7 protein-coding genes are annotated in these 13644 nt (G+C 54.9%); 3 read left to right on the forward strand and 4 right to left on the reverse strand.

Annotated features, from left to right (window positions below; genetic code table 11):
- Positions 1–105 precede the first annotated feature (105 nt).
- A complete protein-coding gene (locus tag KF827_RS06950) occupies positions 106–957 on the forward strand; it encodes an NUDIX hydrolase family protein (RefSeq protein ID WP_291002452.1) in 852 nt (283 codons plus the stop codon).
- Positions 958–978: 21 nt separating this feature from the next.
- On the opposite strand, the gene KF827_RS06955 is transcribed toward KF827_RS06950, so the two are convergent.
- The 3 genes from KF827_RS06955 to KF827_RS06965 form a co-directional block, all read right to left on the reverse strand.
- Complete coding sequence (locus KF827_RS06955; protein ID WP_291002455.1) at positions 979–2379, reverse strand: HlyD family type I secretion periplasmic adaptor subunit; 1401 nt, start codon at positions 2377–2379, stop codon at positions 979–981.
- Entirely contained in the window at positions 2369–4528 is a 2160-nt protein-coding gene (locus tag KF827_RS06960; RefSeq protein ID WP_291002458.1) for a type I secretion system permease/ATPase, read from the reverse strand. The genes KF827_RS06955 and KF827_RS06960 overlap by 11 nt, the downstream gene beginning before the upstream one ends.
- Positions 4529–4611: 83 nt before the next feature.
- A complete protein-coding gene (locus tag KF827_RS06965) occupies positions 4612–9195 on the reverse strand; it encodes a calcium-binding protein (RefSeq protein WP_291002461.1) in 4584 nt (1527 codons plus the stop codon).
- Positions 9196–9834: 639 nt separating this feature from the next.
- Here KF827_RS06965 and KF827_RS06970 point away from each other — a divergent pair.
- Positions 9835–10827: an NAD-dependent epimerase/dehydratase family protein gene (locus KF827_RS06970; protein WP_291002464.1), complete on the forward strand. Its 993-nt coding sequence runs from the start codon at positions 9835–9837 to the stop codon at positions 10825–10827.
- A 30-nt stretch (positions 10828–10857) separates the two neighbouring features.
- Here KF827_RS06970 and KF827_RS06975 read toward each other — a convergent pair whose 3' ends face one another.
- Entirely contained in the window at positions 10858–12033 is a 1176-nt protein-coding gene (locus tag KF827_RS06975; protein WP_291002467.1) for a TIGR00180 family glycosyltransferase, read from the reverse strand.
- A 399-nt stretch (positions 12034–12432) separates the two neighbouring features.
- Here KF827_RS06975 and KF827_RS06980 point away from each other — a divergent pair, with 399 nt between their 5' ends.
- Positions 12433–13623, forward strand: a complete 1191-nt coding sequence (locus KF827_RS06980) for a hypothetical protein (protein ID WP_291002476.1) — start codon at positions 12433–12435, stop codon at positions 13621–13623.
- Positions 13624–13644 lie beyond the last annotated feature (21 nt).

Raw genomic sequence — 13644 nt, forward strand, 5'->3', positions numbered from 1 at the left:
ATGATTTATTCTCATCGTTGCGGGCCTCTTGAGCGACCTGGCCTTGCCCAGTGGCTTATCCAGCCGCTAGTACTTTTCCTTCAATATATAACGCCGCAGGATCGCATGGCTCTTCTCGACCGCATCACCGAATGCAACGCACAGAGCTTGGCAGATATGGTGCCACTGCATTTCCGCTCTGCTCAAATCGGTTGGATCGACCCATTGATGTTGCCGCGTCTGCAAGCAGAAACCGCTGTCTTCCTGATGCAAGCAGGAATTCTGACGATCCGCGATGATCTGGGCGACCTTACAGCCACAGGAGATGCCCTCGATACCGCCCTGCGCCGGGTATATGAGCGCGATCCGACCGGTTTCGGTCGTTGGTGCCCGGATTATACGCCTGTGCTGGAATTCGATAGCGGGAAGTCTCTTTTCCGATTGCAGCGCGCGGCTATACCAGCCTTAGGGATCATGGCTGGCGGGGTTCATCTGAATGGCTTCTCCGGTCGAGGCAGCAAACAACGCCTATGGGTGGCACGCCGGGCCCAACATATCGCGGCACAACCCGGTAAGCTCGACCAAATTGCCGCCGGTTTCTTGCCACATGACGAGGATCCCAGGATCAAACTCATCGAGGAAGCCGAGGAAGAAGCTGGCATTCCAAAACCGCTCATGATGCAGGCCCACCAAACAGGCATTGTCAGCTACCGGATGCGGAGGCCACTTGGACTGCAGATCGGCCTGATTCAATGCTTTGATCTTGAATTGCCGGAAGACTTCACTCCCAGAAATACCGATGGCGAGGTGGAGGGATTCTTCGCGCTAACACCCAAAGAGTTGATCGAGGTTCTGGCGGAAGGACAAAATTTCAAATTCGATTGCGCCTTGGTGGCAATAGATTTCCTTATCCGCCATGGTTGGCTGACATCCGAGCGTGACGACTATATTGCTCTCTGCCGCGGGCTTAGGCACTAGAAAACAATACGGAAGCCAAAATCAACGTTCGCGCAGGCTTTCATCCCGATGCCGCGCAATCGGTGAAAGCAGATAATCTATAACGCGACGACGATCTGTCTTGATCTCCGCGGTCAACGCCATTCCCGGCGAAAGTTTTACCTCACGCCCGGCCACTTCAACGTATTCCTGATCAAGAGCGATACGCGCGATATATACGAGTCCTCGCGTCTCATCTTGTATCGCATCGCTGGAAACCGTATCGACACGGCCGGCTACCGTGCCATATTTGGTGAAAGGGAAAGCTTCAAGCTTCACTTCGACGGGTTGTCCAGGCTGCACAAAGCCGATGTCACGATTCAACAATTTGACTTCCGCGAAGATCGGCATGTCGGCAGGAACAATCACCATCAATGGCTGTGCCGACGTTACCACGCCGCCGATCGTATTTATCGCGAGCTGTTGCACCACACCGGCAGTTGGGGCCGACAAACGCTGCTGCCCCTCTCGAGTACTGACCTTGAGCAATTCCTCGGTGAGTGATGCAATTTTCCGGTCCACCTCGGTCAATTGCGTAAGAACATTCTTACGATATTCAGATTGATATTGGCGCACCTGTTTTTCCAATGCCGCAATGCTGGCATTGCTTTCCTCTCGCTTATGGCGCAAAGAAACCAATTCATGCTCTTGTTCTACCTGTTGCTGCTGCAATTCCAGAAGCAGCAAACGCGAGCCGAATCCTTTTTCAGCAAGTTCGCGCCGCGCATCGACACGCTGGCGCAGCAAAGGCAGAGCCTTCTCTGCTCGCTCTATACTGGTTTCCAGCGTACGCCGCTCCGCGCGGCGACGAGCCATTTCATCGGTCAGGCTTGCCTGGCGGGCATTGTATTCCTCGACCTGGCTTAACAGCAGAGCCCGACTGCCAGTACGAAGCGCCTCGGGAATAATGCTCGAAGGTTGAAAATGTGCCAAGGGTGCATCCGGATGAAGCGCCGCGCGTAACCGCGATGCCTCAGCCTCGCTAGTTACAAGGTCCGATTCCAGCCGCCGTTGATCTGCGTTCACCGCTGCGGTGTCGAGTTCGATCAACAAATCTCCAGCGCGCACAGACTGGCCGTCCTGGATATGGATAGCGCGCACGATCCCAGCCTCCAAAGGCTGCACGAGCTTCACTTTGCCGGCTGGAACCAACCGGCCTTCGGCCACCGCGACAACATCGAGTTGGCCGATGAAAGACCAGCCTATAGCCACCGCAATGAGCGCAGCCAAACTCCAGAATAAAAGCCGCGCCGTTGGCGAGGGTGGCGTTTCCAATAATTCAAGCGCAGCAGGCAGAAAGGCCGTTTCGTCTCGGCCACGCGCCGTGCGGGCCGGTAGACTGCGTTCGTGCGCCAAAGCAGCGGCCGTCACGCCCGCAATGCGTCTGAGACTATCAAACGGCATGAATGCCTCCCGCTTGGAGGCGGTACATAGCAGCGAAACGCCCGCCTTTATGCAGCAATTCCTCTGGCTTGCCGTCTTCCACGATCACGCCCTGATCCAGTAACACCACACGATCTGCGCTGCGCACGGCAGAAAGCCGGTGCGCAACAATCAAGACCGTACGCCCCTGGCGTATCTGGCTCATGTTTCGTTGAATCGCGAGTTCGGATTCCACGTCAAGCGCACTTGTCGCCTCATCGAATATCAGGATACGCGGATCTATTGCCAAAGCGCGTGCTATGGCCAAACGTTGGCGCTGGCCACCGGAAATATTGAAACCGCGCTCGCCCACTAGCGTGTCATATCCTTGCGGCATAGCCATGATAAAATCATGCGCTCCTGCAAGCTTAGCTACATGGATCACCTGATCGAGCGCCAAACCCGGATTAGCCAAGGCTATATTCTCGCGCACGCTGCCGGAAAAAAGTACGTTTTCCTGCAATACAACGCCGATCTGGCGGCGTAGCCCAATTACATCCACCCCCGCGATATCCATACCATCCAACAACACACGACCGCCCTGGGGGGCATAAAGCCGCTGCACCAGCTTGGTCAATGTGCTTTTGCCCGAACCGGAAGGTCCGACAATGCCCAGCACCTGTCCCGCCGGCACATGCAACCCGATCTGTCGCAATACGTCGGGGCCATCGGCAGTATATCGGAAGGTGACGCGGTCGAAACCGATCTCCCCACGCAGAATAGGTAACGACGCACGCCCAGTCCGCAACCCCGCCTCGCCGGGTACATTCATGATGTCACCCAACCGATCAACCGAAATCCTGGCCCTCTGGAAATCTTGCCATATCTGCGCCAGACGCAGGATTGGTGTGCTCACGCGACTTGCCAACATATTGAACGCGACCAACTCCCCAACCGTGATAGCGCCTTCTATGACCAGCTTAGCGCCGAACCAGAGGGTGGCCGCGACCACAATTTTGTTGACCATTTGAGCCAATTGCCCGGCTACATTGCCAAGAAAATTGGCGCGAAAGGATGCCCCGACATAGCCTGCGAGCAATTCCTCCCAACGGCGTTGCGTCTGCGGCTCGACAGCCATTGCCTTCAAGGTTTCAACGCCGCTGACGCGTTCGACGAGGAAAGACTGGCTCTCCGCGCCGCGCACAAAAGACTCTTCCAACCTACGACGCAGCATGGGCGTGACGATGAACGACAGCAACACATAAACCGGTAACGATAGAAGCACGATCATCGAAAGAAAGCCGCTATACGCAAGCATTACCGCTATGAATACGATAGTGAAGGCGACATCAACTGCAACCGAGAGAGCAGAACTGGTCAGAAAATTGCGGATCGTCTCTAATTCGCGCATTCGGGCTACGGTATCGCCCACTCGCCGAGCACCAAAATAGGCCAAGGGTAGGCTCAAAAGCCTGTCGAAGAGCCGAGCGCCAAGCTCTACATCGATACGGTTTGTAGTATGCGCCAGAAGGTAGGCCCGCAAGCCGCCGAAAATTGTCTCGAAAACCGAGATCACCAAAAAGGCAAACACCAGTACATCCAGCGTTGTGAGCGAGCGATGCACGAGGACCTTGTCGATCACGATCTGGAAAACGAAAGGTGCAGCTAAGGCCAAAAGCTGGATTAAGAAGGAGCCGAACAACACCTCGCCCAACAGGCCGCGATACTTTACCAGCGCAGGGATAAACCAGGTGAAATCGAAGCGCCGCTGGTCGCCGGCCAGACTGGCGCGGCTTGCAAGCAGGATAAGCCTGCCGGTCCATGAGCCTTCGAATTCAGTCCTGGAGAGCGAGACTGGCCGTCCGTTGCCCTGATCCAGCACCAGAACAGCTTCTTTATCGGCTTCTGCACGCCGCGCCGCCAATAAAACGAACCGCCCATCGCGGCATTCGGCGATAGCCGGCAATTGCGTGCCGGCCAGCTTCTGCCAGTTGCTTTCGATCAACCTTGCTTTAAGGCCCAATTCCCGCCCGGCCCGCACGATCTCCGCAGCCCCGAGCATCTGCCCAGGGCGACCGAAGCGGTGTTGCAGTTGCTCAGGATCCATCGGCTGCCCAAACAGCCGCAGCAAAGCCGCGAGGCTGAACAGGCCGGAATCTATATTCGGCAATGGGTTGATGCTGTCGCTCATGGGCGATTTCTACGATTTCGAGGTAACTAAGTTATTTCTTTTCCGGTAAAAAGCCACGCTTTCCGATATGCCGCAAAGCAGCATTAACGCCAGGTGGCCGCAATGAGGGTTTCCAATGGATCATAGGCTGGATTAGACAGTGTCGTTTCGCCGAAAGCAGGCACGGAATAACCCGCCATGGCATCCACCAAAGTCTGGACTTGCCCCTCGATCAACTGTTTGCCATCGGCCAGCCGGAAACGCTCCACCCGATATTCGCTGCCCGAATACCAGTTCTGAATCTGGATATGATCGAAGGTGCCGATGATGGCGATATCCAGATTGTTGCCGGAACGACTGAGCCAAAGTTGATCCGCTGTGATCGAACTGCCGAAAAGCAGATTATCTTCCACGCCGATAGTGCTGTCGTTTTCGGAAATGGTGTCGGCGCCATCGCCACGCCCGAACAGATAATTATCCGCGCCAGCTCCGCCCACCAATGTATCTATGCCCGCTCCGCCGCCCAGCACGTCATTGCCGCCGCCCCCATTCAATGTATCGTTACCGGCATTGCCGAGCATCCAATCGACGCCGCTGCCGCCGGTCAGCGTATCGTCTGAGGCCGAGCCGTTCAGGATCGTGCCATAGGTCATGTCGATCCTGGTGCCATCGGCAAAGACGAAGAATTCCACTTTGTTGGACGCGGAATACCAATCCTTCATCAAGGCACGGTCCGCCGCAGCGGAAGCCGACGCCAGACTGCCATCGGTGATGCCAACGATCAGATCGTTGCCGGATTTTTCGAGAGCGATGTTCCAAACGGTAATACCAGAGCCAAGGCCGAGCGAGTCGGCATTGCCGGTTTCCAAATTGCTTTCAATGATCGTATCGAATCCGGAGCCGGTATAGAGGGCGTAGCGATCATTGCCCGTGCCGCCATACAGCATATCCGTGCCGGTGCCGCCATCCAGAGTATCGTTGCCGGCATTGGCGGTCAGCGTATCGTCTCCGCCGCCGCCCAGCAGCCAGTCGTTACCGGAAGCGGAAACGATGTTCTCATTGGAATTTTCGCCGTTGATTACCGATGCGCCGGCAATGTCGATAACCGTGCCATCCACGAAGCGGAGATTTTCCACCAATCCACCGGCCGTGTAATAATCCTTGACCAGAATGCGATCGACCGACAACAAGGCATGATTATTGCCATCGCGCAGCGAAACATAGAGGTCGTTGCCCCATTGCTGCATCATCACGTCCCAGGCCGTGATGCCGCGCGCGAAACCGATGCTGTCGTTGCTTCCGCTGCTTTCCACCAGGGTATCGACCTGGCCGCCGCGTCCGAAATTATACGTATCGTCGCCAGCGCCGCCGCTTAATGTGTCGTTGCCGGTACCGCCATCCAATGTATCGTTACCGTCATTGGACTCGAGCACATCATCGCCGCCACCGCCGAGCAACCAATCGTCGCCGGCCGCCGCCACGATATGCTCCGGCCCCACATCGCCATTGATGACGCTGGCAGCCCCCAGATTGACCACGCTGCCATCAACAAAGCGCAGTTCTTCTATGCGGTTTTCCACCGTATAGAAATCCTTGATCAGCATGCGATCATAAGACAGCAGGGCATGGTTGTTGGCATCGCGCAACGAAACATAAAGGTCGTTGCCCCATTGCTGCATAATCACATCAAGCGCGGTGATGCCGGCGCCGAATCTGATGACATCGTAGCCGCCGCTATCCTCGATGGTGTCGACACCGTCGCCTACATTGAAGTTGTAGGTATCGTTGCCGTCGCCGCCGCGCAGCGTATCGTCATCCGCTCCGCCATAAAGGATGTCGTCTCCTGCGCCGCCCTCTATAATATCGGCGCCCGACATGCCCCAGATCGAATCCGCACCCGTGCCGCCATAAAGCGTGTCTGCCCCGAAGCCGCCATCGATGCGATCATCGCCATCGTCGCCATAGATTGTATCTGCTCCTTCCCGACCTGTAATGCTGTCGGCTCCGGCGCCGCCATAAAGTATGTTTGCGGCGGCATTGCCGATCAGAGTGTCCGCAAAGCTGGAGCCGATCAAACCCTCTATTTCAGAAAGAATATCTCCCTGCGCATGGCCACCCGAGGCACCACCATAGGCAAGGTTGATGCTCACCCCTGCATTGGAGCCTTCGTAACTGGCGTAATCGAAGCCAGCCTTACCATTGATCGTGTCGCCGCCCGCACCGCCGCGGATAACATTGTCGTTCGTATCGCCAACCAGAAGATCATCGTATCCAGAACCAATGATATTTTCAAAACCGCTATACTGATCGCCGGCCGCATCGCCTGAGCTACCGCCCGTGACGAGATTCATCATCACGCCGCCACTTGCATTGGCAAAGCTTACGGTATCAATACCCGCGCCACCGACCAACGTATCGGCGCCATAGCCACCCTCGATTATGTTGTCGCCATTATCGCCAGTTATCGTATCGGCGTAATTCGTTCCGATGATATTCTCGATACCGGAAAAAGTGTCCCCCGCCGCTCCGCCGGACACGACGCCGGTTGAAAGATTTAACGTTATGGCAAGATTTGCGATTGAGTAGTTTACAGTATCCGAACCATTGCCACCGACGAATATATCGCCATAGAAATGGCCATAAAGCATATCATTACCATCACCACCATTGAGATATGCTGTATAATTGTCAAACGAATAGCTGTTAATTGCGGAGGCAAATAGCACGTCATTGCCATCTTCGCCGTAGATGTAATCACCGTATCCGCCACCTACGATATAGTCATTGCCAGAGCCGCCATAAATCGTATCGGCACCCTGGCCCCCATCGATAACATCGTCTCCGGAGCCGCCATAAATTGTATCAATGGAAAACGATCCATAAATCGTGTCGTTGCCGTTCCCACCATCCATCCAATTCGTGTTGGACGATCCATCGCTTAAGTTAACAGCTCCGGCGTAAATTACATCATCGCCATCTTCGCCATAAAGCCAGTCATTTCCTCCTCCGCCATAAATTGTATCGTTTCCGCCCCCGCCTCGGATCGTATCGTTTCCGCTCCCACCATCCAGAATATTAGCGGCGCCAGTACCTGTCAGATCGTCGGCATAGCTTGATCCGGTGACATTTTCGACATCCGACGCCGAATCTCCTGCCGCGAAACCGCCCGAGAAACTTGCGGTGGCTAGGTTTACATTCACCCCGGCAGTAGAGTTGCTGTAGCTAAGCAAGTCAGTGCCCGCGCCCGCATTGAAAGTATCGGCGCCCATACCGGCGTAAAAGGTATCATCTCCCAAACCGGAAACGAAGGTCATCGAATATGTCGAGCTTATACTCCCCTGAACCACGTCAGAGAAATTGCTGCCGATAAGATATTCGACATCGATGATGTTGGTGTAGCTTGATTGAATTCCGACCGCGGATGCTGACAAATCGGCAATATCGTAGCCACTGCCGCCGTTAATGCCCCAACCTCCAAAGCCGCCCGGGTCTTCATACAAATCATAAAAAATATCGTCGCCATCGCCGCCATTCATGTAGTCGACGCCGGCGCCGCCATAAATTATATCGTTGCCAGCACCGCCATACAGGCTGTCTTTTCCTGCCCCGCCTTGGAGCATATTATTCGCAGCGTTGCCGTATATCGTATCGTTGCCGGTGCCCCCGATCGCATTCTCGATGGTGGCGCCGAAAGCGATGGCAACGTTATTGGTGCCGTTGATAGAGCTGAAACTGCCGGCATTCAGATTGATGGTCTGGCCGGCCGTGGCTCCGGTCAGGTCGATGGTATCGGTGCCGCCGGCATCCCAAATGGTGCGGATCTGCGTGGTGCCGCTGAAATAGCTGGTCCAGCCATAAGTGGTGTCGCCGCTGCGGGTGGTGGTGTTGACGCCATAGATGAATTGCAGCGCCTGGATATCGTACAGCATCGGCGTGAGCGGATAGATGCTGCTGTAATTCGGGTGGGTGTTATACGCCATCACCGAATACTGATTGGTATTCTCCGCGCCGGAGAGCGTAGAGCCGCCGCCATCGGATTCGAAAGTATGCTTCAGGCCGAGGGCATGGCCGATCTCATGCAGCAGCACGAGGTAATCGAGGTTCCCAGCCGTCGGACTGCGTACCGAATTGTCGATAAAAACATCGCCGCCAACCTTGTAGCCCGAAAGCGACTGATTGGGGTAATAGGCATAACCGAGCGTATCGGACTGATTGGTATTGGCGAATTCTATATTGGCGCCGGTGCTGCTCGAGGCGTTGTACGCCACCTCGACGAATGTGAGATTGCACACTTCAGCATATAGAGCGAGAATTTCCCGCGTCGCCTGCTGCTGCTGCGCGTTGAAAGCATTCAAACTGGCGAGTTCGGCGACATCCTCGGGGTCATTTCCGCTCAGCGCCACCAGTTGCTGGTAGCGGAACGGCGTCGAGGTCATGAAACTATAGCTTACCGTGGCGCCGGTGCCGGTAGTGCCGCCGTTCCAATACAAGCCGTATTGATTCAGCAATGCGTTGGTGGTGTTCGGCGCCCCATAAATGGCATCGCTGGCAGCGGACTCGGCCAGCGACTCAAACGGAACGCCACCCAAGCCTGTATAGGCTGCCGTCACGCAGGCTGGGCAACCACAGCCCCCCGTGCCGGCGGCCTGGGAGGCCGATCCGCCTTCGATATCCACGCCTTCTGCCATACTCTTTTAACCGTTGCGGCCCAGTGAATACAAACCAAGGTGGTAAGTTTACGGCATAATTAAAAAAATATCCGCTACTTATCGGCGTGTTCAGCAACTTTTTGCCCAAACCCGGCAGGATTAATTTTTTAATTTTTTGCGAAAAACAGCCACTTTATATGGAGCTAATGACTGCCAGGCCTCTTTCCAGGCGTCTTTAACGCCCCGAGACACCAAAGATATCGATATTGACTTGGCCATTACTTAGCCGAAGCCCTAACGGGCCAAGGTGGGCTGGAAAGCATCGTCATACCATGATGGCGCCGCCCGCAACCAAAGTCTTCCTGATCAATCACATGAAATACGAATCGAAATTACCATCGGCTGACCCGATACTTTTGCCCCCATTAACGCGATCGGCTCATCGATAAGCGACAAACCGATTTACAACGCGATATCCAACGCAGCGAAAAAGCTGGCATAGGAAGAGATAACGGATTCGCTGTCCAGATAGGATCCGGTTACAACCCGCCTCTACCGAGGATTGACAAGCGCTCGGGGACCGGAGAGTTTCAGTCGGCGTCGGTTGGCATCTAAACCGATCAAGGTAATGCCACCAATCCTATACACCCTACCTATACAATTCTTGCAGGCAGAGCGATGGCAAAGACTTATGCAGTGATCGGTGGTGGCGGCTCATTCGGCATCCATACGGCGCTTTACCTGCTGGATCACGCCGATCCCAAAAAAGTGCTGGGCATCGGCCGCAATTCTCTCCGCCCTGAACCGTTTTCGCTCGGAATCGAGAAGCGCAAGAATTATGAATACCATGCACGGCATGTCACTTATGAACTCGACCTGCTGATGGAGTTGCTCGATAAAGAGCGACCGGAAATCATCATCAATTATGCAGCTCAAGGCGAAGGCGCCGTTTCCTGGAAGCATTCCTGGCGCTTTTTCGAAACCAACAGCATGGCATTGACCCGCTTCGTCGAGGAATTGATGAAGCGCGACTACGTAGAGCGATTCATCCAGATCGGCACCTCGGAGCTTTATGGCTCTGTGGAGCATGCAGCCACCGAAGACGACCCGATCCGTCCCTCCAGCCCCTATGCCGCCTCAAAGGCAGCATTCGATCTGTATCTGCTTTCTGCACAGAAATTCCTCAAATTCCCGATGAACATCATCAGGCCCTCCAATGCTTATTGCCCGGGTCAGTTGCTGCATCGCGTTATCCCCAAGGCTGTGGTGTGCGGCTTGAAAGGCATCAAGTTGCCGCTGCATGGCGGCGGCCGCGCAGAAAAATCCTACATCCACGCCCGCGATCTGGCGCGCGCAATCCTAATGGTCTGCGAAAAGGCCCCGCTGGGTACTGTTTATAATTGCGGCCCGGAACAGCCCACCGCTATCCGTCGCGTGGTGGAATTAACCGCGGAAGCCCTCGGCGTGCCATTCGATCAGCTTTGCGAGGTGACCGGCGACCGTCTGGGCCAGGATGCCCGCTATTGGCTGGATTCCTCAGCGATCATGCGCGATGCAGGCTGGAAAGCCGAAATCACCTGGGAAGAGGGCCTTGCCGAGATGGTTGCCTGGGGCCGCAAATATTTCGACGAGATCAAGGACTGGCCGACCGACTACGTTCTGCGCGGCTGACAACCCCAAAAACCAACCCTTCACGCAGCTTCAATAATTTGAAAGCTGCGTCAGCAGGTCAACCAGGGTCTCTCGCGTATAGGCGTGCGGCGGCTTAAGTTCCGGGTATATGAACTCGTAAAACAGCTTATAGGTTCGCATTGTACCGTCATGGATGCGGGCAGGCTGCAAAAAGTCGCGTGGGGAATGCTGCCCCATCAGATGATCCGGTGCAAAATCTCGACCGGATGCGCCGAATAATCGATCCACTGGATGAATGGCGCGGGTGGAATTGACGAAACGTTGCCAGAGATGCTCCGCGGTAGAGCGCGCATCCATCCCAGCCATGCGATCTTCAATAATCAAATCGATCACATCTTTGCGGACGAATGGTTTGATATAATCCAGTCCATACAAATCAAACCCGATTGTCAGGATATCATCCGGGGTGAGTTCTCCACATTCCTTGACACGATCAATCAGCAACTGCCGGAAAGCAGGATAATCCTGAAACAAAGCCTGTGGCGATTGGCAAAAAATCTGGTGCGGATGCCACATGGCGGGCGAGAGCGATTCGCCCGTGCTGCGTCCTAGATAGAAATCATCCAACCGCAGGATATTGCCCGCAGCAGCAGCCGAAAGGCCTGACCAAATCTCAGCCAGCAATGTGGTTTTGAGGCGGTCACATCCCTTCCATTTGGCGACGAAAACCGGCGTGCGGAACACTGCATACATCATCACATCGTAATGCCGCATCAACCACAATACACGCTTGTATGGCGTCGGCTGCTGCAAGGCAGCATGGCGCTGTACGGTGTAGCTGATATTGAAATAATCCTTATCCTCGATGAAATTGAAATAAATGCCATGGGCGCCAATGGCATCCGGCGTCGCCTTAAGCGCATCAAGGCATTTGGCCAGCGCTGGCAACAACACCAGGTCGTCGTCGGCGATCATGGAGCAGTAGGTCGTTTTGATCGTCTTCGCCCCCTCATAGAATTTATCATAGGGGTGGATATTGGGCGGAAACGGCATGAAGGTTACGTCGAGCGGCGATGCTTCCGCGCGGGCGCGATTGATTTCCAGCAAATCGGCACGGCTGGAGTCGAATACCACGATCGGAAACGGGGCTTTGCTGCGCTCGAGGAAGCCAAGCAAGCGGTCCAGCATTTGCGTGCGGTTATGCGCCGGAATGATCAGCGTGTAGTCTTTAAACCTGTCCTGCAAACTACCCCCCCATCAAAAGCGCCTTGTGCGGCACAAACAGAGCAATACCGCTTTTTTTCAGGCCGGTTGCCTATAGCACACCTATTACCAATAGCACTGGAGAATTGCGAAACGCTTGCTGCGATAACAAGAGACAGATTGCGGGCTTCTAGTACCGAAAAATCTGAAGTTGAATAGGCGGCGCAAGAATCATACCGCCAGATAATTTTATAGGATTATAGTCCCATTCCACTTCCCTGCAAAAGCCAGCATGGATAACCAATACCCCTGCCGCATGCTATAACCCGCTGCGTATTTCAAAAGACAACCCGAAAACAGGGAAATTGTTACGTGCAGCATCGTCACATGCTATATGGTCCGCGCGTTGCCGGGCTACTTTCTGTCAAGGGAATGGTTTGAATGAAAAGGCTCTTGGTGTTCTTTTTGGCGCCGATTGTGGTCATGGGTTTGGCTACGCTTGCACTGCTGCTGTTGACCGACCAACCCGTCAATACGAGCCGCCGGCCGATCGTTACCTGTCCAATCGAGGCCAAAGCAGAATTCGCCAAGACCTTTGATAACAAATGGCTGATTTGGACCGAAGACGGTAACGTCAAAGCGCCTTCGGTGCGGGTCGACCAAAGTAAATCCGCAGCCAGCGGTATGCCTTTCAGCAATACCTGCGAACTCAGCTTCAAAGCCCATGAAGCCGGCCAAGGCATCGACTGGCGCATTGGCAACACCGCCGTCGATGTTGCGCCTTTCCGAGGAAAGATGGTGCAGTTGCGGGTATGGGTGAAATCCAGTGTTCCTGTCGAACTGAGCACTGGAACGGCCTATTTCTACGATGGCCGATCCGTAACCGGAAAAGCGGTGCGCCGCATAGATCAAAACTGGCAGACGATTGATGTAATTGGCCCGGTTTCCAAGGATGCAGGCAGCTTCGAATCATGGTTCAGATTGGTGCTTGGAGACGGCACGATTAAGCCACAGGAAGGCAAGATTCATTTTGCGATGGAAGTATCGCCCAGTGATCGTCCTTACGAGGCGCCCACGCCACCTGCCCCAGCTGCAGCTTCGCCATTCGTTGCGCATCGCTGTCCCGTCGAAATGTCTGACTCTGTGTTGGCACTCACAGGCTCTACGCGCACAGAGAACAAATGGACCTCCTACCGCTTTGATGGCAGCAAACCCGCTCCCGAAGTGATTGCACAAGCCGACGGCGTACCCTTCAACGGAAAACCGACCTGCCGCCTCAAGTACTTCAAAGCCCCGGGCAGCCCAGGCTCCGCAGTGGATTGGCGCATCGGCTTCCAGTTTCCCGACGCAGCGGTCTTCCGCGGTAAGGAAGTCACGCTGACCATCGCCGCCCGCGCCGAAAAGCCGATCAGCCTCGATACCGGGTCAATCTATATTTACGATGGGCATAAGGTGGCCCAGATACCAGTTACCAAAATCGGGCCTGAATGGACCGACATTACGATAAGCAGCTCCATCGACCCATCCGCATCTGTATTGCAAGGGTGGTTTCGCCTTTTGCTCGGCCAGGGCACAATTGTCCCTGCAGACGGCGAAATAGATTTCCTCGCTCGTTTTGATGTTCTCCCTTGACCCATTGCCTGTTGAGAAACG

It is taken from the genome of Ferrovibrio sp. (assembly GCF_019636075.1).
Classification (GTDB): Bacteria; Pseudomonadota; Alphaproteobacteria; order Ferrovibrionales; family Ferrovibrionaceae; genus Ferrovibrio.

Coding starts and splice junctions, on each gene's coding strand:
- KF827_RS06950 (WP_291002452.1), top strand. CDS start 106: ATGGCTCTTCTCGACCGCATCACCGAATGCAACGCACAGAGCTTGGCA.
- KF827_RS06955 (WP_291002455.1), bottom strand. CDS start 2,379: ATGCCGTTTGATAGTCTCAGACGCATTGCGGGCGTGACGGCCGCTGCT.
- KF827_RS06960 (WP_291002458.1), bottom strand. CDS start 4,528: ATGAGCGACAGCATCAACCCATTGCCGAATATAGATTCCGGCCTGTTC.
- KF827_RS06965 (WP_291002461.1), bottom strand. CDS start 9,195: ATGGCAGAAGGCGTGGATATCGAAGGCGGATCGGCCTCCCAGGCCGCC.
- KF827_RS06970 (WP_291002464.1), top strand. CDS start 9,835: ATGGCAAAGACTTATGCAGTGATCGGTGGTGGCGGCTCATTCGGCATC.
- KF827_RS06980 (WP_291002476.1), top strand. CDS start 12,433: ATGAAAAGGCTCTTGGTGTTCTTTTTGGCGCCGATTGTGGTCATGGGT.